Origin of the sequence: Luteibacter sp. NPDC031894 (assembly GCF_050273135.1) — a bacterium.
GTDB lineage: Bacteria > Pseudomonadota > Gammaproteobacteria > Xanthomonadales > Rhodanobacteraceae > Luteibacter.
The window spans coordinates 286767-308785 of record NZ_JBNNMV010000003.1 but is presented as its reverse complement, the minus strand read 5'-3'; the positions used below and the strand labels follow the sequence as shown (position 1 = coordinate 308785).

Here is a 22019-nt window from a genome sequence, read left to right as displayed (position 1 = left end):
GCGGCTTGGCGTTGAGCCGTCACGCGCCGTTCGTTAAGCTCCCCCGGTTACCTCACTGATGCCACACGGGGGCCGACCGGTCCGGGGATTGTTTTGAGCGCTGCCGCCACGACCGAACGAAGCCATCCGATCCTCGCCGCGCTGATCCTCGCGATCCTGGTCGCGGCCCTGAATTTTGGGCTCTGGCTCGTCGCGAACCTGCCCAATGGTCCTGACGACTGGCACGGTCCCGTGCCGGGCTTCGCCTTCACGGCGTACCAGCGCTACCAGAACCCGATCAAGGGCGACGTCTCCACCGACCCGGAAATCGACAGCGACCTGCGCCTGATCAAGCGCTACTCGCCCCGCATCCGCACCTATTCGATGCTGGAGAATCCCCAGGTCATCCGCCTGGCCGACAAGGAAGGCCTCGACGTCATGGCCGGCGCGCTGATCGATGCGCGCCTGGAGAACAACGAGCGCGAGATCGCGGCCCTGATCGCCCAGGCCCGCCGCTACCCCAAGACCATCAGCCGCGTGATCGTGGGCAACGAGGTGCTGTTCCGCGGTGACCTGAAGCCCGAGCAGGTCATGTCCTACCTCGACCGGGTCCGGGCCGCGGTACACCAGCCGGTCTCGGTGGCCGAGCCGTTCCATATCTGGTTGCAGAACCCCGAACTGGCGAACCACGTCGATTTCATCACCGTCCACCTCTTCCCTTACTGGAACGGCATCGAGGCGCGCGCGGGCGTCAACGACTCGATCCAGAGCTACAAGGCCCTGCGCGCCCAGTTCCCCGGCATGCACGTGTCCATCGGCGAGATCGGCTGGCCGTCCAATGGCGACCGTTTCAAGTACGCCTACCCCAGCGTCTCGAACGAGGCGATCTTCCTGCGCACGTTCTTCAACCAGGCCAAGGCCAACGGCATCGACGACTACTACGTCCTCGAGGCCATCGACCAGCCCTGGAAGGAAAACCTGGGCGAAGGCCGCACGGGTGCGTACTGGGGCATGTTCAACGCGGATCGCCAGCTGAAATTCCCCTTCACCGGCCCGGTCACCGAGGACGTGGGCTGGCCGTGGAAGGCCTTCGCGGCATCGATCCTGGCCTTCTTCCCGATGCTGTGGTTCGGCATCCGTTTCAGCCGCTTCAAGCTGATGGGCCGCCTGTTCTTCATGGCGCTGATCCAGCTCGCCTGCGGCCTGATCGTCTGGTCGGCGACGCTGCCGTTCAACTTCTACCTCAGTCCATTCGACTGGGCCATGCTGATCCTGCTATTCCCGGCGCAGATCGCAATCCTCGGCATCCTGCTGATCAACGGCTTCGAGTTCACCGAGGTGTTGTGGCGGCGCAGCTGGGTGCGCTACGCAGGCATGTTGCCGCCGGATCCTGTCGAGAAGCAGCCCTTCGTTTCCATCCACCTCGCCTGCCACAACGAGCCGCCGGAGATGGTGCAGATCACCCTCGACTCGTTGGCCGCGCTCGACTACGAGAACTTCGAGGTCCTGGTGCTGGACAACAACACCAAGGATCCCGCGGTGTGGAAGCCGGTGGAGGACTACTGCAAGCAGCTGGGCCCGAAATTCCGCTTCTTCCACCTCGAACCATGGCCCGGCTACAAGGCGGGTGCGCTCAACTTCGGCCTGACCGCCACCGACGAACGCGCCGACGTCGTGGCCGTGATCGATGCCGACTACGTCGTTCGCGAGGACTGGCTGGCGTCGTTGACCGGCTATTTCCACGACGCGAAGGTGGCCGTGGTGCAGTGCCCGCAGGCCCATCGCGACTTCGAGAAGAACCGTTTCCGCCGCATGACGGCATGGGAATACGACGGCTTCTTCCGCATCGGCATGCACCACCGCAACGAGCGCAACGCGATCATCCAGCACGGCACCATGACGATGGTCCGTCGTTCGGCGCTGGAAGGCACGGGCGGCTGGTCGGAGTGGACGATCTGCGAGGATGCCGAGCTTGGCCTGCGCCTGATGCACGCCGGCTACGAGCTGGTCTACGTCGACGAGCTGATGGGCAAGGGCCTCACGCCCGCCGACTTCAAGGCGTACAAGAGCCAGCGCTACCGCTGGGCCTTCGGCGCGATGCAGATCCTGAAGGGTCGCTGGAGCTGGATGACCCGCAAGGGCCCGCTGTCGGCCGGGCAGCGCTTCCACTTCCTCACCGGCTGGTTCAGCTGGTTCGCGGACGCCCTGCACTTCGTCTTCACGATGATGGGGCTGTTGTGGACCGCGGGCATGATCTACGCGCCCGAGTACTTCAACCTGCCGATGCAGCTGTTCCTGATTCCGGTCATCGGCTTCTTCTTCGCCAAGGCGATCTTCGGCGTTGTGCTTTACCGCGCGCGCGTCCCGTGCGGCTGGTACGACACGATCATGGCGTCGGTCGCGAGCATGGGACTTTCCCATGCGATCGCCCGCGGCATCCTGCACGGACTGACACGCGAGAAGACCGCCTTCGTCGTTACCGCCAAGAGCCGGCGCATGGGCGGTAGCAGCTTCGCGGCGTTCGCGCCCGTGCGTGAGGAAGGTCTCATGGCGATCGCCCTGCTCTGCGCGGTCGTCGGCATGGCGCTCCACTACGGAACCAACTACATCGAAAGCGAGTTGTGGATGTTCATCCTGGCCGCCCAGTCGATTCCGTACGTCTCCGCGCTGGTCGGCGCCTGGATCGCGCACCGCTCCGGCGACGAGGCCGGCTAGGTCCGACCGAAAAGGCGTGACGAAACCGGCGCCGCGTTCACATTCGTGTATCGACCTCGCGCGCCGCGCGCGGTAAGTTACGGCAAGACCCGGCGTTGGAGGTGTGCTTTCGCCTCCCGCTGCTGGCCGAACCCCCGGCCCAGGATCACGAACGGAACAGGACGCTCATGCGCCGAACCAGACGCCATGGACTGCTGCTTCTGCCGTGGTTCTTACTTCCCACGATCGCCCACGCCGGCATCGTGCTGCGCGTGGACGGCGTGGACGAGAACCTGCAGAACGCGGTGGTCGCCGGTGTCGAACTGAGCCAGTACGCGCACCGTGACGTCACGGCCGCCCAGGTCCGTCGCCTTTATGAGAAAGCGCCCGACGAAGTGCAGACCGCGCTGCGGCCCTACGGCTATTACGAAGCGACCGCTACCGGCGACCTGAAGCAGGTCGGCACCGATTGGCAGGTGACCCTGCACGTGGTGCCCGGCCTCCCAGTGAAGGTCACCGCGGTGAAGGTCGACATGGATGGCGACGCCGGCAAGGTACCGGCCGTGCGCCGCGCCTTGCGAGGCGTGGAAAACCTCAAGGACAAGCCGCTCAACGACGGCGCCTACGACGGCGCGCGCGACGCGGTGAGCGGCGCGCTGACCGCCACCGGCTTCCTCGATGCCCGCTTGCGGGTCCACACGGTCGAAGTGAACCGCGCGGAACACAGCGCGACGGTGAACCTGGCATGGGACACCGGGCAGCGCTACCGCTACGGCCACGTCAACTTCAAGAATTCGCAGTTCCGCAAGGATTTCCTCGACCGCTATGTGCCGTTCAAGAGCGGCGACTACTTTTCGCAGAACCAGCTCCTGGAATTGCAGCAGGCCCTGAACGGCGCCGACTACTTCGCCGTCGTCAACGTCATTCCCGATACGGACAATGCGAAGGACGGCACGATCGACATCGACGTCGACCTCGCACCCGCGAAGCGCACCATCTATACGGGCGGGCCCTTCTTCGGCACCGATACCGGCGCGGGCCTGCGCGGAGGCATCGAAAAGCGCTGGATCAACGATCGCGGGCACAAGTGGAAAAACGAACTCGTGCTGGCACAGCGCCTGAAGACGCTCTCCACGCTCTACCAGATCCCCATGCCCGGGCCGAACCAGCGCAGCTTCAACTTCGGCGCCAACTTCCGCGACGCCGACACCGTCACGTCGCAGTCGCGCACCCTGCAGCTTGTCGCGAACGAAACGCGCCTGTGGCACGGCTGGCAGCGAACCATCGGCGTCAATGTCCTCTCCGGCACGTTCACGGTAGGCAAGCGCGGTGGTGAAGGCGACAACGTCGAAGGCCTCGAGCGCGGCCGCAGCACCCTCCTCTATCCGGAAGTCACGCTCAGTCGGAAGAAAGGCGACAATCCCATCTTCGTGCGCAACGGGTGGTCGTTGACCTTCACCGGCCGCACCACCGCCGGCCCGCTGCTCTCGGACGCCAGCTTCTCGCAGGTCATCGCCGACGTGAAGTGGATCCGTTCGTTCTGGGGCCTCAATCGCCTGATCCTTCGCGGTAGCGCGGGCAAGATCTGGACCAGCGACTTCAGCGACCTGCCACCACAACTTCGCTTTTTCGCGGGCGGCGATCGTTCCGTGCGCGGCTACGACTTCGAAAGCATCGGTCCGCGCAACGCGTTCAATCGCGTGATCGGCGGCGAGGGCCTGCTCGTCGGTAGTACCGAGGTGGAGCACTATTTCACCCGCAACTGGGGCATGGCGGCCTTCGTGGATGCAGGCAATGCGTTCACGGGGACCGATTACAGCCCTCGCGTCGGCGCGGGACTGGGCGTGCGCTGGCTGTCGCCCGTAGGGATGATCCGCGCCGACGTGGCGGTGCCGGTCGGCGACAAGAACGAACACGGCATCCACCTGCATGTCGTCATCGGGCCAGACCTATGAATAGCGCCGGCATGAAGTGGACGATTCGTATCGGACTAGCGCTGGGCGCGCTGCTCCTCGTCGTGGCGTTCTTCCTGTGGTGGCTCGTCGGGACCGCGTCGGGACTGCGCTTCGCATTGGCCCGCGCGCAAGGATTCACCGATAACGCATTGACCGTCGGAACGGCAGAGGGCCGCCTCGCGGGTCCGTTGGATCTGCGTGGCGTGCGCTATCGCGACGGCAAGGGCATGGACGTACGCGTCGCCACGGCGCACCTGGACTTCTCGTTCGGCTCGCTCCTGCGCAAGCGAGCGCATGTGTACGAGCTCTCCGCGGACGGCATCGATGTCGCGCTTGGCCCTTCACAACCGGAACCGGAGACGCCGTCCGAGCCGTTCTCGTTGAAACCACCGCTCGACATCGTGCTCGACAAAGCGAAGATCGGGCATGTTCGCGTCACGCAGGAAGGCAAGCCGCTGTTCGAATCCAACTCGCTCGACCTGGCCGGCTCCTGGACCGGCGACGGCATCGCCGTGAAGTCGCTGGCCTTGCGCGCGCCGGACGGCAACGCGGACCTCGGCGGCACCCTCGCCGTCGGCAACGGCTACAAGGGCGACGGAAAAGCTCGTTTCCGCTGGAAGGTCGGCGATGTGGACTATGCGGGTGACATCGAGGCGCACAGCGATGGCGCGAAGGCGCATACCGTCGTCAAGCTCACGCTGCCGTTCGTGGCGCAGGTGGACGCGAACCTGACGCAAGGCGGCGACTACCCATGGACGGCCAGGATCGACGCGCCGCGCTTCGACCCGAAGCCGCTGCTCGGGGAAGGTAGCCTCGAAACCTTGGGGCTCGCCTTGCAAGGCTCGGGCGACCGCTACGGCGCCAACCTCACCGGCGACGTCGACCTCAACGACTACCGCGTACGCCTGGCCCCGATCAAGGCGACGTTCGACCACGAGTACAAGCGCCTCACGCTCGACGAACTCACCATCGGCTCGCCCCAGGTCAAAGGATCGCTGAGCGCGAAGGGAACGGTGGAGATCGCCGCGCAGCCGGTGTCGGCCGACCTCGCGCTCGCCTGGAAGGATGTGCTCGTCCCGGCGAACGTCGCCGGACAGGACCTCGCGAGCACGGGCCGGCTTACGTTCAAGGGAAGCGCGGAGGCGTACCACGCGGAAGGCGATGTCGACGTCGGGCCACCCGGCCGATTGGGCAAGTTCACGCTCGATGTCGATGGTTCGCCCAAGCTCGTCACGCTGCACGACATTCGACTGGAGCAGCCCGGCGGCAACCTCGCCGCCAGCGGCACACTCACGCTTCAGCCCGCTCTCGCGTGGACGCTCGACGTGAAGGGGCAGCGCTTCGACCCGGGCCAGCTCTTCGCCGAGTGGCCCGGCGCCCTCGCCATCGACCTGTCCACCGAGGGTCGCATGGAGCGTGACGAGCCGCTGGGCACGCTCGACCTGCGCAAGCTGGACGGGACCCTCCGCAAGCGCGCCCTGCGCGGCAGCGGCAAGCTCACGCTGAAGCCACGGGAAGTGATCAACGGCCAGCTCGACCTCGCGTCCGGCGGCAGCACGATTCGCCTCGATGCGCGTGGCGACACATCGAACGATGCCACGCTCAAGCTCGCGATCGCGTCGCTGGGCGACTGGTTGCCGGACGCGGGTGGCCGCGTCGCCGGCGACGTCTCGGCCAAGGGCAACTTGCCGAAGCTGGCGGTGAAGGCGAACCTGCGTGGCAACGGCATCGTGTACGCCGACCAGAAGGTCGACGCACTCACAGTCGATGCCGACATTCCCGATATCAGCGCGCCCGGAGGCAAGCTCGATGTCGTCGGCACGGGCGTTGTGAGTGGCGGGCTCGTGTTCGACCGCGTGACCGTCGCCGCGAACGGCAACCAGGAGCGCCACCAGCTGAATGTCGATGCCAGGGGCCGCCCGCTGTCGGCCGACCTGCGCCTGTCCGGCTCGCTGAAGAACGAGGCATGGAACGGCACGCTATCCGCCCTGGACATCGACTACCAGGGCATTCCCCCCTGGCGCCTGCAGAACCCCAGCCAGCTCACCTGGAACGATGGCGCGGCGAGCCTGGGTGAGCTCTGCCTGACGGCGGGCGATCCCATGCTTTGCGTTGCGGCGAAGCAGGACAAGGCCGGCAACCTGGATGCCAGCTACCGCCTGCGCCGTGTCCCCCTGGCGCTGATCATGACGGCGGCCGAGGCATCGAACAGTCCGATGCGCGCCGAGGGGATGCTGGAAGGAGACGGCAACGTACGGCGCACGGCGGCCGGCGCCCTTTCCGGGCAGGCCAATATCACGTCGGCGCACGGCTGGGTCGCCTACGCCGACCGCACCGACCGTCCCCTGCTCGTCTACGACGATCTTTCCGCGAACGCTCAGCTCACGCCGGGGAATCAGCGCGTCACGATGCGTGCATCGCTCAATGATGGCGGTACGGTCGACGGCAGTGTCTCTGTCAGCGGTGCGCAACAAGCCTTGGGCGGCAACGTGTCGCTGCACCTGAAGAACCTTTCCGTCGTCGAGCTCTTCACCGCCGAGCTTGCCGAGGTCAAGGGTGCCCTCGACGCCAACTTCAATCTCGGTGGCACGGTGGCCTCGCCTGCCGTTACGGGCCAGGCCGTGGTCGGAGGATTCGCGGCGGAGGTGCCGAGCGCCGGGCTGAAGCTGAAAGACGGGCGGATCAGCATCGATACGAAGGACGCGACGAACTATCTCGTCGACGGCACGATCCGCTCCGGTGACGGCACGTTGTCGATCAAGGGCCATGCCGCCCTCGGTGCGGGCGCGCAAATGCGGCTTGGTGTCGAAGGCTCGAAATTCACGGCTGTGGATATCCCCGCGGCAAAAGCCGTGATCTCGCCGAACCTCACGATCGTGCAGGACGCCAAGGGCATGAATGTGAGCGGCAAGGTCGGCGTCGACATGGCCGATGTCGACGTCGAGCGACTGCCGGGTGCAGGCGCCACCAAGGCCTCGCCCGACGTGGTCGTGATCGACGACAAGCAGCGCGAGGCGGCCGAGGCATCGGCGCCGATCACCGCGGACATCCGCGTCGACCTCGGCCACAAGGTCCACCTGGTCGGCTTCGGCATCGATGGCCGCATCACCGGTCAACTCGACGTGCGCGAACGTCCGGGACGCGCCACGACCGGCCAGGGCCAGATCGGCGTCGACGGTACGTACAAAGCGTATGGCCAGGACCTGCGCATCGAACAAGGCCAGCTGCTTTTCGCGAGTACGCCCATCGACAATCCGGGTATCAACATCCGCGCGGCGCGCACCCTCAATCCGAACGCGACCGTCGACGAGGGTCAGAAAGTCGGCCTCTACGTCTCCGGCACCGCGCGCCGGCCCATCCTCACCGTGTTCTCGAACCCGGTGATGGAGCAATCCGACGCCCTGTCCTACCTCGTCACCGGCAAGCCGCTGTCGCAGGTGAAGGGCGGCGAAGGCAACATGGTCGGCGCCGCCGCCCAAGCGCTGGGTTCCGCCGCCGGCGACCTGCTCGCCAAGAGCGTCGGCTCGCGCATCGGCATCGACGACATCGGCGTCAGCAACAACGATGCCTTAGGCGGCACGTCGGCATTTACGGTGGGCAAGTACCTCTCGCCGCGCCTCTACCTCAGCTACGGCGTCGGCCTGTTCGACCCGGGACAGGTCATCACCCTGCGCTACCTCTTCAGCAAGCGGTGGAACTTCGAGGCGCAGAACGCGACGGATTTCAGCCGGGCTAGCCTGAATTACCGGTTGGATCGATGATCGCCGGAAACCTTAGGGGAGGTGTAAGGCATGTCGCAGGGGCAGGACCAGCAGCTCGAACGTCTGACTTTTTTTTCCGACGCCGTATTCGCCATCGCGATCACCTTGCTGGTGATCGAGATCCATGTCCCGCATCCCGAGGACACCAGCAACGGGGCATGGTTGCAGGCACTCCTCCAGCTCACGCCGCATTTCGTGGGCTTCGTGCTCAGTTTCATCGTCGTAGGGGCGCTATGGGCCGCCCACCACCGAGTGTTCGGACTGCTGCGCCATTACGACCCGGGCATCGTATGGCCCAACCTGTTCCTCCTGATGTCCATTGCGTTCATGCCCTTCTCGTCGGCCTTGATGAGTGAGCACCCGACGGAACGTGTGCCGGAATGGTTCTACACCGGCACGCTACTGGTAGCGGGGTTGCTCCAGTATCGCCTCGTGAAACGCGTCCTCCGCACGCCCTTCCTCAAGGAAGGCGTCTCCGACGAGGAGATCGTCGTGCTGCGACGCCGCGCGCTGGCCCTGCCCGCCATGGCCCTGCTGTCGGGCATTCTCGCCACCTGGTGGCCGGGGCCCAGCAACCTTCCGTTGATGCTCATGCCGCTGATCGTGCTTTTCGTCGCACGCATGACAAAGACCCGCGGTGTCGAGCCCACGCCCGAACCGGAATAAGTGCGGTTGCGGCGACGACGCTCAGGCCAGCGTCGTGAGTTCCACCGGCACGATCGCGTCGCCGCTGATTATCTGGGCGTGGCCGTCCTGCACCATGAACTGGATTAGCATCGTGCGCTGCGTGAGCGCGGCCAACGCCTCGACCGTCGCCGGAGCGATGTCGACGACGGAAACATTCTTCGTCCGCGCGACGGCAGCTGACGTTTTCTTCCACCAGACTTCGGCGCTTCGTCCGCTGTAGCTGTAGACGATCACCCGGTTCGCGCGACCGGCCGCACGCCGGATGCGCTGTTCATCCGGCTGGCCGATCTCGATCCACAGGTCGACCTCGCCGGTCAGCTCCTTCCGCCACAGGTCGGGTTCGTCTTCCGAACTCAGGCCCTTGCCGAATACCAGCGCCTCGTCGGCGTTCAGCGCGAACGCGAGCACCCGGACCATCATGCGGTCGTCGGTTTCCGACGGATGCTGGGCGATCGTCAGGGCGTGACCCTGGTAGTAATGCCGGTCCATGTCGCTGACCTGGAGGTCGGCCTTGAAGACCGTGGATTTGAGTGCCATGGGTGTCGCTCGAGCTCGATGCCGGCCGCAAAGCCTACAGGAAGACGGTGAGCCGTCGCAGCCGGTGCGCTCAGCGAGGCGCGTGCAGGCGGTGCAGGAGCTCTGCCTCGGTAAGCGAGATACCGCAGGTTTCCGCGATGTTCTGCGGCGAAGCGCCCTGGCGCGCGAGGCGCTGGGCCAGGACCAGGGCGCGGTCCGTCGTGGCGCCCTGGTCGCTCGTCGCGCCGAGCGACGGCGTCCGACGGACCTGGTCCTCGATATCGCCCAGGCGGTGGTCGAGACGGCGGAGCATGTCGGCGAGGGCGTCCGCGGGTATTGGCGCTTCGGAGACCGCTGGTACAGAAGCGGACGACGTCGGAGCAACCGCCTCCGTCCCTACGACCGCTGGAGCCGCATGACCCAGGCGGCGGAACAACAGCAGCAGGCCGACCAGGTTGAGGACAGCGAGGGCGATCAGCACGTATCCGATGGCGGCGTTCATGCGGGAGGGACTCCATGGATTCGCGCTACACGGTAGCGGCGATACGGGGGCGCGGCAAGCGCGCCCTCGGAGTTCAGGCGCGGCAGAGTTTCTGCACGTCCACCAGCGCGATGAAGCCGTCGTCACGGGTGAGGACGCCGCTGACCGGATCGTCTCGGCGTTCCGCACGGCCCGGCGGTGGCGGGGCTACATCGTCGGGTTTGAAGGTGAGCATGTCGCCGATGACATCGATACGCATGCCGACGACGGTGCCGTCATCGTCGAAGACGATGACGCGGCGGGCGTCTTCGGCACCCTCTTCCAGCGTGCCGTCGAGTCCGAAGCGGCGGCGGCCGTCCAGCACCGGCACGATCTGGCCGCGCAGGTTCACGACGCCGAGCACGTCGTCTGGCGCGCCGGGGACGGGCGTGATGTCGCCGGGGCGGATCACCTCACGCACGCTCGCGAGCGACACAGCGTAACGCTGCCCCTTCAGGGAGAAACCGAGCCAGGCGGCGTGCCCATCGTGTTGGGGTTGGGTCATGGGCCCAGCTCCTTTTCCAGCCATTCGATCAACGCCGTGGTGTCGACCACGCCGCACTTGGGTTCGGGGGACATGCCGGCCAACCAGGGGCGGTTCGCGGCACCGCGACGCCACTGGATCGTATCCGGGGAGAGTTCGACAGGCTCCTCGTCGACGACGCATGCCAGCGCCCAGTTTCGTCCTTGCAGGATCACCAGCGTCATCACCGGCGCGCCGCTGAGGTCGGGCGAAAGGATCGCGGCGAGATCCGCCACTCGCGCTTCGCCGCTCGGGTGCCGCCATCTGCCGAGGCAAACGGGATTGCTCGAGCTCGGCGCCGTCAATGGCGGCATCGGGATGACGTGGGTGACATCCGCCATCGGCACGGCGAGCTTCACGCCCGCGGCGACGCACAGCAGATAGCGACAGGCGGCATCCCGCGAGGGGGCCGATGTCGGCGTATTGCGCCAGGGCTCGAACGCGACGACCTTGACCTCGGCCGCGGGTGCCTCCTTGGGTACGGCCGCCGGCGTCAGCAGGTCCGCGAGGTAGTCCGCGACGATCTGCTCGGCGTCCTGCATGGCGCGCATCACGCGGCGGCGTCCGTCACGGACGGAACGGGCATCGCCAACAGCTCGTCGAGCAGTTGCCGGTACGCGAGGCCGCCGCGACGCGCGGCGGGCCACGCAGCCAGCGGCACGCCGGCCGCGCTGGCTTCGCGAATCTGTGTGTCGGTAGGAACGACCGCCTGGCTCACGTCGTCGCCGTACTGCTCGCGCAATTGCGCGAGACAGGCGCGTGAAGCATGGGTGCGCGCGTCGTACAAGGTCGGCACGATCGTGCGCGGCATCGGCTTGCCGCGCGAGCGCTCGATCATCGACAGGCTGCGCAACATGCGTTCGAGACCTGCCAGGGCCAGCGCCTCGGTCTGGGTGGGCACGAGCAGACGATCGCTCGCCGCCAACGCGTTCACCATCAGCACGCCGAGCGTCGGCGGGCAGTCGAGCAGTACGTGCTCGAAGTCGGACGCCAGCTCGGCGAGTGCCTGGCTGAGCACGAGACCCATGCCGGGCCGGGTGCCAAGCTGGCGATCCAGCGTGATCATGGCGGCAGACGCCGGCAGCACGCTGAGCCGGTCCCATGGCGTTGCGTGCACCAGTGTGCGCACGGGCAAGGGATTGCCGCCGATGCCGAACAGGTCGTACACGCTGCCGTGCGCGCCGCCTTCGACGCCGACATAGCCGGAGAGCGACGCATGCGGGTCCATGTCGACGAGCAGGGTGCGTTTGCCGGCATCGGCGAGCAGGCTGCCGAGCGCCACCGTGGTCGTTGTCTTGCCGACGCCGCCTTTCTGGTTGGACACCGCCCAGACGCGCATCAGCGAGCCTCCGCGACGGGGGCAAAACGAGCCGCGCCAGCGGTCGGCGCGACGACGCCGTGCGGCATGGCGGCCACGGGCGCCCCGCCTCCGGAAACAGCCGGCTTCTCGGCCAGGTCCACGCGATCGGCGTCGCTATAGAAGCGCGCGGGCGCCGCCTTGTCGCTCATCACGACGATCAGGACGCGGCGATTGCGGTTGCGACCATCTTCGGTGGCGTTGTTGGCGGTGGGTCGAAACTCGCCCCAGCCGATAATGCCGACGCGATGCGGATCGACGCCCGTCGTGGTGATAAGGCGCGCCACGGTGGCCGCGCGCGCCGCCGAGAGTTCCCAGTTCGAGGGAAACGTGCTCGTCGCGATCGGCGTGTTGTCGGTATAGCCCTCGATGCGCATGGCATTGGGGAACGGCGCGAGGATACCGGCCAGCTTGCGCAGCACGTCTTCCGCGGGCGACTGCAGCTTTGCCACGCCGACCGGGAACAGGATGTCCGTGCGCACCTCGATCTCCAGCCAGTCAGGCGTCTGTCGCACGCTCACGAGGCTCTTGTCGATCAACGGCTTCATCGCCCGCTGCACTTCCGTCGAAATCTGGCTGAGGCTGGCATCTTCGGTCTTGCCGATCGAGGTGTTCGCCGCCGGCGCCGTGTTGACGCTCGACGATTCCTGGCGCTCGGGCGCGGCGCCCTCATGTCCCGGCAGCGGCAGGTTGCGCGGCGGAATGGGCACTTCGATCTTGGCGATCGGCGCGGCGCTGGGCGCACGCGACTGGTTCGGCAACGGCACCTGGGCCGCTGGCGTGGCCTCGCGGATGGGCTCGATCACTTTGCCAGTGCCATTGAATGCTTCGTTGATGGATTGCGCCATCACGCGGAACTTCGACTCATTCACCGCGGACACGGCGTACATCACCACGAACAACGCCAGCAGCAGGGTGATCAGGTCCCCGTAAGGGATCGCCCAGCGCTCGTGGTTGATGTGTTCTTCGTGGTGGCGGCGCTTCACGACAGGAACCCCTGCAGCTTGCTCTCGATATGCCGCGGGTTGTCGCCCTGGGCGATGGAGACGAGTCCTTCGACGAGGATTTCGCGCATCTGCGAACGGCGCCGGGCCAGTCCCTTCAGGCGCGACGCCATGGGCAGGGCCAGCAGGTTGGCGAGACCGATGCCGTAAATGGTGGCGACGAATGCCGCCGCGATGCCGTGCCCGAGCTTGCTCGGCTCGGCGAGGTTCTGCATGACCGACATGAGGCCCATCACGGCACCGATGATGCCCATCGTCGGCGAATAGGCGCCGGCGTTCTCGAACACCTTCGCCGCTTCGATATCGGTGTGCTCGCGGGCGAACACTTCCACTTCGAGGACGGAACGCATGGCGTCCGGCTCGGTACCGTCCACGAGCAGTTGCAGCCCCTTGCGGATGAAGGGATCCGTTTCGCGCTCGATGGCGGGCTCCAGGCCGAGGAGGCCGGTGCGCCGGGAGATTTCGCTCCAGCCGACGATGCGGCTGACGAGGTCTGCGGATTCGATATCCGGTGGCCGGTACACCCAGGGCAACATGCTCCACGCACGCTTGAGCACCGCGCCCGGGGTCTGCACGAGCAGGGCCGCGAAGGTACCGACGAAGACGATGATGAACGCGGCCGGGTTCCACAGGGCGTCGAGGCTCGAGCCCTTGAGGATGGTGCCCAGGATGATGACCACGAAGGCCAGGATCGTTCCGACGACGCTCACGATATCCATGTCAGACAGCCATCCTCAGAGTCGGCAGGACCTGCCCCCCATCGTCGGCGAGGCCAGAGAGATCCAGTACGAGCGAGATCCGTCCGTCGCCCGTGATCGTGGCGCCTGCCACGCCCGGTACGTCCTTCAGGAAGGGGCCGAGTGGCTTGGCCATGACGTCTTCGCGGCCGAGCACTTCGTCGACGAGGCAGCCGAGCGTCTGGTGCCCGATCTGCACCACGACCACGTGTCCGCCCTTCCCCGTCGCACCGGCCCAGCGGCCCAGGTCGGCGAGCGGCAAGGCACGCTGGCGGTGCGAGGCGACGATGCGGCCGTCGAGTTCCTGGATCTGCCCCGGCACGAGCTCGAAAACCTCGGCCACGTTGGACAGCGGCAGCGATAGCAGCCGGTTGCCGACCCGTACCATCAGCACGCGCAGGATCGCCAGCGTCAACGGCACGGAGAGTCGCACCGTGCTGCCGTGGCCGACGCGCGAATCGATCGACAGCGTGCCGCCGAGTTCGACGATCTTCGTCTTGACCACGTCCATACCGACGCCACGGCCGGAGATGTCGGACACCTGGCTGGCGGTGGAGAAGCCGGGACGGAACACAATTTCGTAGCACTCGCGCTCGTCGAGACGCGCGGCCTGCTCCTCGTCCATCAAGCCCTTTTCGACCGCCTTGCGGCGCAGGACTTCAGGGTCCATGCCCTTGCCGTCGTCGGTGACGGTGATGACGATGCGGTCGCCGAACTGGCCCGCCGCGAGGCGCACGGTGCCAGCGCGCGACTTACCCTCGCGGGCACGCACGTCAGGCATTTCGATGCCGTGGTCCACGGCGTTGCGCAGCAGGTGCACCAGCGGATCGGCCAGGGCCTCCACCACGGTGCGGTCGATATCGGTGTCCTCGCCTTCCGTGACGAGTTCGATCTCCTTGCCGAGCTGCCGTGCGAGATCGCGCACGATGCGCGGGAAACGCGAGAACAGCTTGCCTACCGGCTGCATGCGCATGCGCAGCACGGCGTTCTGCAGGTCTTCGGCCACGCGCTCGAGCTCGCCGATGGCGCGTTCCATCGGATCGTTCGTGCCACGCGGCGCGAGGTTGCTCAAGCGGTTGCGAACCAATACAAGTTCGCCGGCCGCGTCGACGAGGCCGTCCAGGCGCTGCGTGTCGACGCGCACGGTGGTGTCGGCGGTGGAGGCGGCGCGCTTCTCGGTCTGCGGCTTCGCGGCTTCCGCCGCGGCGGCCGGGGCCGGCGTGGAAGGCCTTGCGGGCTGGTCGGCCGCCATGGCGGGAGCCACGGGTGCACTCGCGGACCCGGGAGCGGCCGTACCGTGCAGGCTGTCGAGCAGGGCCTCGAATTCGTCGTCGCTGATGCCGTTGCCATCCACGGACACGGCCGGAACTGCCGCGGCGGGCGCTGGCGTGGACACCGCCGCCTCCGGCTCGGCGCCGGGGGCGCCCGTGCCGTAGAGCGAGTCGAGCAATGCCTCGAATTCGTCGTCGGAAATGGTCCCCGACGCGGCGGGCGCGGGCTCGCGGTCGCTACGTGCCGCGTCGAGCATCGCCTCGAATTCGTCTTCGATGGGGTCGTACGGACGCGACGGCACGGTCGACGCCGAGCTCGCGACAACCGGTGCAGCCAACGCCACCGGCGGCGCCGATACGGCGCGGCCCGGGATCAACAGGCGGTCCAGCAGCGAACGCGGGGCGGCGTCGATCGGCACGCCGCCATCGGCGGCACGCATCATGTCGTTGAGGAGGTCGAGCGACTCCAGCAGCGCGTCCATGAAGCCCGCATTGAGCACGACGGCCCCGTTGCGCGCTTCGTTGAGGAGGTCTTCGGCCCGATGGCACAGCTCCACCATCGGATTGAGGCCGAGGAAACCCGCCCCGCCCTTCACCGTGTGGAACGCACGGAACACCGCGTTCAACAGGTCCGTGTCGCCCGGCGACGACTCGAGGTCCACGAGCTGTTCGCCCAGGCTCTCGAGCAGTTCCCGCGCCTCGATGAGGAAGACGTTGAGCAGCTCGTTGTCCAGCTCCACGCTCATAGGGCGCTCAGAAGCCGAATTCGCTGAGGAGGCGATCCACTTCGTCCTGGCTGACCTTGTCCGCGGCCGGTGCCGCGCCACCCGCCAGGGAGCCGGTCAGGCGCACCAGTTCCACCAGCGACGACTCGACCTTGGCCATGAAGGCCTCGACCTGGGCCACGCGCTGGCCGGAGAGGTCCTGCCAGGACTGCGCCTCGACCATTTCGCCGAAGCCGATGTCGCAGCTCTGCGCGAAGTCGCCCACACGCACGGCGAGGGCCGTGGCGTTGGTGGCGAAGGCGGGATCCGCCTGGTCGAGCACCAGCACCTCGTCGGCCTGGCGGGCGAGCGCCTGGGCCTGCGGGCGCAGCTTTTCGCTGAAGTCGAGCGTGCGATGCGCGGCCTGCGAGCTCATCTCGAGCACGTCGCGCAGGTGCTTGCGCGCGTCGCTCATGTTCCCCGGCACGCCATCGTGGGAAATGTCGGCCGCCAGGCGACGCGCGGATTCGTGCAGGTCGCGCGCGAGGTGGCCCAGCGCCAGGAACAGGTGCTGTTCGCGCGTGCGCAGCAGGCGGTCGAGCGCCTGTTCGAAGGCGGCCGGGTCGTCGGCGTCGAGCAGCTCGCGCAGTTCGGGAGCCACGTCGTGGCCGGTCGTAAGCATGGTGTTCATCGTCGTTCCTTAGCCCGCGGCCGCGGCGAGTCGTTCGAAGATCTTGTCGAGTTTTTCCTTGAGGGTGACCGCGGTGAATGGCTTGACGACGTAGCCGTTCACGCCGCTCTGGGCGGCCGCGATGATCTGGTCGCGGTTGTTCTCGGCCGTGACCATCAGCACCGGCATCGCCTTCAGCGCCGCGTCCGCGCGGATCGCCCGCAACAGGTCGATGCCGGTCATGTTCGGCATGTTCCAGTCGGTGACGACGAGGTCGAACGGTTGGGCGCGCAACATCGCGAGCGCGGCGTTACCGTCTTCGGCTTCCTGGATCAGGGTGTTGGTGAAGCCCAGTTCCACCAGGAGGTTCCTGACGATGCGTCGCATGGTGGAGAAATCGTCCACCACGAGGATCTTCATGTTCTTGTCCAAACTATTTCTCCGCCTTGCTACCGCGCGTTCGTCAATGCTTGTCTTTCCAACCCGACATGCGTGCCCGGAGGCGAATGAGGGCCTGGCCGTGGATCTGGCACACCCGCGATTCGCTCACGCCCAACACCGCACCGATTTCCTTCAGGTTGAGTTCTTCATCGTAGTACAGCGACATGACCAGCTTTTCGCGCTCCGGCAGTCCGTCGATCGACTGCGCCAGCGCGTCCCGCAGGCCTTCCTTCTCGAACAACCCATCCGGACCGGCGGCATCCGGGTCGGCCACGTCGATCGCCGCACCCTCGTCGCCTTCCGGCGCCGTGAGGCTCAGCAACCGCGCGCTCGCCGCGTCGGCCAGGATCTGGTTGTATTCCATGGCGTCGATGCCCAGCCGCTTCATCACTTCCGCGTCTTCGGCGTCGCCACCCGTCTCGTTTTCGATCTGCCTCGTCACCTCCGCGACCTCGCGCAACTTCCTGTGCACGGAGCGCGGTGTCCAATCCGTCTTGCGCAGTTCGTCCAGCATGGCGCCACGTATGCGGATGCCCGCATAGGTTTCGAAGCTGGCCGCGCGAGTCGGCGAGTAATTTCTTGCGGCCTCCAGCAGTCCGATCATTCCGGCCTGCATGAGGTCGTTCGCATCCACGCTCGGCGGCAGCCTGCCCATCAGGTGATAGGCGATACGGCGCACCAGCGGCGCGTGGGTTTTTACCAGTTGATCCGCCGGGATACGCGTGATCTCGAGATATTCGGTCGCGACGCTCACAGTGGCAGCCCTCCTCCCAAGTGGGACCGCTCGGCGAAAAAGCCGATGCGGCCCTGTGCCCGGGGTTCGGGTTCACCCCATGTATCGACCGACCTGGCCAAATTCTTGAATCCGACCGCGGAGCGGCTGCTCGGCCAGGCGTCGACCACGGCCGCCTGGCGGCGGATGGCCTGGCGCAGGTATTCGTCGTGCGGAACCATGCCCATGAAATCCAGGGACACGTCGAGGAAGCGATTGGTCACCCGGGACAGCTTCTCGAACAACTGCCGGCCTTCCTGGGCGTGGCGGACCATGTTGGCCACGATGCGGAAGCGGTTGACCGCGAACTCGCGGCTCATGACCTTGATCAGGGCATAGGCGTCGGTGAGCGAGGCGGGTTCATCGCAGACCACGACCACCACCTCGTCCGAGGCCGCCGCGAACATCGACACGCTGTCGGAGATGCCGGCCGCCGTGTCGACGATCAGGTACTCGGGCGCCAGGGGGTATTCGTCGAAGGCGCGGATGACGGCGGCGTGTTCGATGTTCGGCAACTGCGCCATGCGCCGCGTGCCGGACGTGGCCGGGATCACCTTCAGCCCGTGCGCCGCCTCGAGGATCAGGTCCTCGATCCGGCATTCGCCCTCCAGCATGTGGCCGAGGTGGCGGGTCGGCTGCAGGCCGAGCAGGACGTCGATGTTCGCCATGGCGAGATCGGCGTCGAGGAGGAGGACGTCACGGCCGCCCATGGCGAGCGCCATGCCGAGATTGACCGCCACCGTGGTCTTGCCCACGCCGCCCTTGCCGCCCGCGATCGCGATGCTGCGTGTGGGGCGACGGTCGGCGAGCCAGTTGAGACCGGCGGCCTGGGTGGATTCGACGTGTGTGCTCATGAAGGAAGTCACTGCCGTATAGATATGTCTGTGTCGGAGGCCGGTCAGGCCAGGGCCGCGGTCGCCGTGCCGAAGCGTTCGGCAAGCAGGGCGTCGTCGGGTTCTTCGTTGCGCTGCTTCAGCAGCTGTGCCGCGAGGCAGACCAGCTTGCGCGCGTCAGCCGTGGCGATGTCCTCGGGCACCCGCTGCCCGTCGGTCGTGTGGTCGAGCGGCAGGTTGTGGCGGATGAGGGCCGAGAGAGCGCCGCCGATCAGCGGCGCTTCGTCGAGCTTGGTGAGGATCGCGCTCTGCGGTGCCAGCGGCGCATAGGCGCGGATCGCGTTGTCAATGGCCTGGGCCTGCGCGTTGGCGGCGAGGACGAGGCACACGCGCACGTCCGAGGTGGCCCGCAGCGTGTCGAACTGCTGTTGCAGCTTGGGATCGTTGCCGGCCAGCCCGGCCGTATCCACCAGCACGGTGTGCTTGCCGCGCAACTGGAGCAGGACGTTGCGCAGGCTGGTCGCGTCGTTCGCGTTGAACACGCGCACGCCCAGCAGGCGGCCGTAGTGCTCGAGCTGCGCGCCGGCGCCGATGCGGTACTGGTCGGCGCTGATCAGCGCGACGTTGGAGGCGCCGTGGCGCAGGACGGCGCGCGCGGCGAGCTTTGCGATCGTGGTGGTCTTGCCCACGCCTGTGGTGCCGACCAGCGCGGTGACGCCGCCGCCGACCGTATCGAAGTTGCGGCCGCTCGTGCGGATGTTGCGCGAGAGCAGGCCCAACGGCAGGTAACGCGCCTGGTCCGGCGTCATGCCAGGCGGCAGTTCGGCGCAGAGTGCGCGGGCCACGTCGCCGTCGATGCCCAGGCGGGTCATCTCGCGGAGCACGCGGGCGCGCAGCGGCTGCTCGCGATCCATCTGGTTCCACGCGAGCGTCGAAAGCTGGACCTCGAGCATCTCGCGCAGGTTGTTGATTTCCGCACGCACGCCATTTACCGCGGCGTCGTTGTTCGGTACCACGGTGGCGGCGCGGACGACGTCGGCCACGCTGGCGGCCAGCGCGGCGCTGGACTGGCGCTGCGGCGCGTTCTCGTTTGCCGGCGCACCGGACTTCGCGGCGCGCTCGACGGCGGCGGCGGTCGCGGCGCGGGCCTGGTCGATGCGGGCGGCACGCTCGGTTTCGTCGCGCAGCGCACGCAACGGCGTTTCCTCGCGCTTGGGCGCTTCGAGGCCGAAGCCGGCCTCGCGCACCAGCGCTTCGTCATAATCGAGCGCGGCGATGATCTCTATGCCGTCGTCCAACCGGCGGGTGGACAGGATCACGGCATCCGGGCCCTGTTCGTCCCTTACCTGGCGCATGGCCTGGCGCATGTCCGGCGCAACGAATCGCTTGATTTTCATCTCTGTCCTGTCCTCGTCCTGGCGCCCTCATCCCGGAACGCCGCATGCCTTGGTAGTTCGCGCCCCGATCCGCGCGCTGTCTCTTCGCTTACCGCCCGAGGGCCGTCACCAGCTTGACGCGTCGGTTGTCCGGAACCTCGTTGTACGCAAGTACATGCAGGTTTTGGGCCACATGGCGGGTGAAGCGTGAAAGCCATGGACGGAGTGCCGGCGAGACCAGCAGCACCGCCGGTTCGCCCGCCGCTTCCTGGCGGCGCGCCGCGTCCGCGACGCTTTGCTGCAGGCGATCGGCAAGCCCCGGCTCGACGGCCGCGCCCGCCGGGCCGCCGCCTTGTAGGGATTGCAGCAGGATCTGCTCCAGTTCCGGCGCCAAAGTTATGACGGGAACTTCCGAACCGAGTCCGGCGATTTCCTGCACGATCTGTCGGCCGAGCGTCACGCGCACGGCTGCTGCGAGGACACCTGGATCCTGGCTCTGTCCCGCGTGCTCGGCAAGGGACTCGACGATGCCGCGGAAGTTGCGGATCGGCACGCGCTCGGCGAGCAGGTTCTGCAGCACTTTGACCACGGCGCCAAGCGAGAGGCGCTTCGGCACCAGGTCTTCCACCAGCTTCGGTGTCTGCTGGGCGAGGCGGTCGAGCAGCTGCTGCACGTCCTGGTGGCCGATGAGCTCGTGGGCGTGGTTCTGCAGGATGTGAGAGAGGTGCGTGGCGATCACGGTAGCCGGGTCGACCACGGTGTAGCCCAGCGTCTGCGCGTGCTCGCGCATGCCCGGTTCGATCCACACCGCGTCCAGGCCGAAGGCGGGATCGCGCGTGGCGATACCGTTGATGGTGCCGTGCACGCGACCGGGATCGATCGCGAGCATGCGCTCGGTGTGGATCTCCGCCTCGCCCATGGGCACGCCCATCAACGAGATGCGATAACCGTGCGGAGCGAGGTCGAGGTTGTCGCGGATGTGCACCGACGGAATCAGGAAGCCCAGTTCCTGCGAGAGCTTGCGGCGCACCGATTTGATCCGCGCCATCAATTCGCCACCCTGTGCCTTGTCCACCAGGGGAATGAGGCGATAGCCGACTTCCAGGCCGATGGTGTCCACCTGGGCGACGTCCTCCCATGACAGTTCCAGCCGCTCGGCCGGCGGGGCCGATTCCAGCGCCAGCTCGGTGCCCGGCGCGCCCGCACCGGCGGCGGGGCCAGCGGCGGCTTCCAGTTGGTGCTGGTGCAGTTTCCAGGCGGCGAAGCCGGCGATCCCGGCCAGGATCAGGAACGGAAGATTGGGCATCCCGGGAATGAGTCCCATCGTACCGAGCACCGCGGCGGCGACGCCCAGCGCCTTCGGCTGGCCGAAGAGCTGGCCCATCACGTGCTTGCCCATCTCCTGCGACTTCGACACGCGGGTGACGATCACGGCCGTGGCGATCGAGAGCATGAGGCCGGGCACCTGCGCCACGAGGCCATCGCCGATGGTCAGCAACGTATACGTGCGCGCGGCTTCGGCGGCCGAGAGGCCGTGCTGGAGCATGCCGATGAAGAAGCCACCGATGATGTTGATCGCGAGGATCAGCATGCCCGCGGTGGCGTCGCCCCGGACGAACTTGGACGCACCGTCCATCGAGCCGTAGAAATCCGCTTCCTCGCGCACTTCCTGGCGGCGCTCGCGCGCCTGCTCCTGCGTCAAGAGGCCGGCGTTGAGGTCCGCGTCGATCGCCATCTGCTTGCCGGGCATAGCGTCGAGGGTGAAGCGGGCGGTCACTTCGGACACGCGGGTCGCACCCTTCGTGACGACCACGAAGTTGATGATGGTGAGAATGGCGAAGACGACGAAGCCGACGGCGAAATTGCCGCCGATGACGAACTCGCCGAAGGCCTCGATGACCTTGCCCGCGGCGCCGGGTCCGTTGTGGCCGTGCAACAGCACGACGCGGGTGGAGGCGATGTTCAACGCCAGGCGGAGCAAGGTGGCGAACAGCACCACCGTGGGGAACGAGGCCAGTTCCAGTGGCCGCATCACGTACATCGTGGCCAGCAGGATCACCAGGGACAACGCGATGTTGAAGGTGAACAGCAGGTCGAGCACGAACGGCGGCAGGGGCAGCATCATCATGCCGAGCATGATCAGCATCGCCACCGGCGCCGCGATGCCGCGGCGGCCGATCTGGCGGAACGTGCCCATGAGGGTGGTGGAGGCTGCCATC

The 22019-nt window shown here is 66.9% G+C and carries 18 protein-coding genes; 4 read left to right on the top strand and 14 right to left on the bottom strand.

Annotated features, from left to right (window positions below; translation table 11 throughout):
- Window positions 1–93: 93 nt before the first annotated feature.
- The 4 genes from ACQKIE_RS11375 (at window position 94) to ACQKIE_RS11360 (ending at window position 9055) form a co-directional block, all read left to right on the top strand.
- Entirely contained in the window at window positions 94–2694 is a 2601-nt protein-coding gene (locus tag ACQKIE_RS11375; protein ID WP_427459076.1) for a glycosyltransferase family 2 protein, read from the top strand.
- A gap of 167 nt (window positions 2695–2861) precedes the next feature.
- Window positions 2862–4628 carry an autotransporter assembly complex protein TamA gene (locus ACQKIE_RS11370; RefSeq protein ID WP_427459074.1) on the top strand — a complete coding sequence of 589 codons (1767 nt, stop codon included), beginning with the start codon at window positions 2862–2864 and terminating at the stop codon, window positions 4626–4628.
- An 11-nt stretch (window positions 4629–4639) separates the two neighbouring features.
- On the top strand, window positions 4640–8389 hold the full coding sequence (locus ACQKIE_RS11365) for a translocation/assembly module TamB domain-containing protein (RefSeq protein ID WP_427459072.1): 3750 nt from the start codon (window positions 4640–4642) through the stop codon (window positions 8387–8389).
- Window positions 8390–8419: 30 nt separating this feature from the next.
- Window positions 8420–9055: a TMEM175 family protein gene (locus tag ACQKIE_RS11360; protein ID WP_427459070.1), complete on the top strand. Its 636-nt coding sequence runs from the start codon at window positions 8420–8422 to the stop codon at window positions 9053–9055.
- Between the two features lie 21 nt (window positions 9056–9076).
- Here ACQKIE_RS11360 and ACQKIE_RS11355 read toward each other — a convergent pair whose 3' ends face one another.
- The 14 genes from ACQKIE_RS11355 to flhA form a co-directional block, all read right to left on the bottom strand.
- Window positions 9077–9613 carry a YaeQ family protein gene (locus ACQKIE_RS11355; RefSeq protein WP_427459069.1) on the bottom strand — a complete coding sequence of 179 codons (537 nt, stop codon included), beginning with the start codon at window positions 9611–9613 and terminating at the stop codon, window positions 9077–9079.
- A gap of 70 nt (window positions 9614–9683) precedes the next feature.
- Window positions 9684–10094 carry a DUF2802 domain-containing protein gene (locus ACQKIE_RS11350; RefSeq protein WP_427459067.1) on the bottom strand — a complete coding sequence of 137 codons (411 nt, stop codon included), beginning with the start codon at window positions 10092–10094 and terminating at the stop codon, window positions 9684–9686.
- A gap of 73 nt (window positions 10095–10167) precedes the next feature.
- A complete protein-coding gene (locus ACQKIE_RS11345; RefSeq protein ID WP_427459065.1) occupies window positions 10168–10617 on the bottom strand; it encodes a chemotaxis protein CheW in 450 nt (149 codons plus the stop codon).
- Window positions 10614–11186 (bottom strand): hypothetical protein, encoded by a 573-nt coding sequence (locus ACQKIE_RS11340; protein ID WP_427459063.1) that lies wholly within the window; start codon window positions 11184–11186, stop codon window positions 10614–10616. The genes ACQKIE_RS11345 and ACQKIE_RS11340 overlap by 4 nt, the downstream gene beginning before the upstream one ends.
- On the bottom strand, window positions 11186–11974 hold the full coding sequence (locus ACQKIE_RS11335) for a ParA family protein (protein ID WP_427459061.1): 789 nt from the start codon (window positions 11972–11974) through the stop codon (window positions 11186–11188). Before ACQKIE_RS11335 ends, ACQKIE_RS11340 begins: the two co-directional genes overlap by 1 nt.
- Complete coding sequence (motD, locus tag ACQKIE_RS11330; protein WP_427459059.1) at window positions 11974–12978, bottom strand: flagellar motor protein MotD; 1005 nt, start codon at window positions 12976–12978, stop codon at window positions 11974–11976. The genes ACQKIE_RS11335 and motD overlap by 1 nt, the downstream gene beginning before the upstream one ends.
- On the bottom strand, window positions 12975–13715 hold the full coding sequence (locus ACQKIE_RS11325) for a flagellar motor protein (RefSeq protein ID WP_427459057.1): 741 nt from the start codon (window positions 13713–13715) through the stop codon (window positions 12975–12977). Before ACQKIE_RS11325 ends, motD begins: the two co-directional genes overlap by 4 nt.
- 1 nt (window position 13716) lies before the next feature.
- Window positions 13717–15750: a chemotaxis protein CheA gene (locus tag ACQKIE_RS11320; RefSeq protein ID WP_427459055.1), complete on the bottom strand. Its 2034-nt coding sequence runs from the start codon at window positions 15748–15750 to the stop codon at window positions 13717–13719.
- A gap of 7 nt (window positions 15751–15757) precedes the next feature.
- Window positions 15758–16399: a protein phosphatase CheZ gene (locus ACQKIE_RS11315; RefSeq protein WP_427459053.1), complete on the bottom strand. Its 642-nt coding sequence runs from the start codon at window positions 16397–16399 to the stop codon at window positions 15758–15760.
- A gap of 9 nt (window positions 16400–16408) precedes the next feature.
- Window positions 16409–16810 (bottom strand): chemotaxis response regulator CheY, encoded by a 402-nt coding sequence (gene cheY / locus ACQKIE_RS11310; protein ID WP_072321699.1) that lies wholly within the window; start codon window positions 16808–16810, stop codon window positions 16409–16411.
- Between the two features lie 31 nt (window positions 16811–16841).
- The gene (locus tag ACQKIE_RS11305) at window positions 16842–17573 is read right to left on the bottom strand and encodes an RNA polymerase sigma factor FliA (protein WP_427459050.1); all 732 of its coding nucleotides are present in this window, start codon (window positions 17571–17573) and stop codon (window positions 16842–16844) included.
- A complete protein-coding gene (locus tag ACQKIE_RS11300; protein ID WP_427459048.1) occupies window positions 17570–18445 on the bottom strand; it encodes a MinD/ParA family protein in 876 nt (291 codons plus the stop codon). Before ACQKIE_RS11300 ends, ACQKIE_RS11305 begins: the two co-directional genes overlap by 4 nt.
- Before the next feature lie 44 nt (window positions 18446–18489).
- Window positions 18490–19821, bottom strand: a complete 1332-nt coding sequence (gene flhF / locus ACQKIE_RS11295; protein ID WP_427459046.1) for a flagellar biosynthesis protein FlhF — start codon at window positions 19819–19821, stop codon at window positions 18490–18492.
- A gap of 88 nt (window positions 19822–19909) precedes the next feature.
- Window positions 19910–22018 carry a flagellar biosynthesis protein FlhA gene (gene flhA, locus ACQKIE_RS11290; RefSeq protein ID WP_427459044.1) on the bottom strand — a complete coding sequence of 703 codons (2109 nt, stop codon included), beginning with the start codon at window positions 22016–22018 and terminating at the stop codon, window positions 19910–19912.
- Window position 22019: the final 1 nt, after the last annotated feature.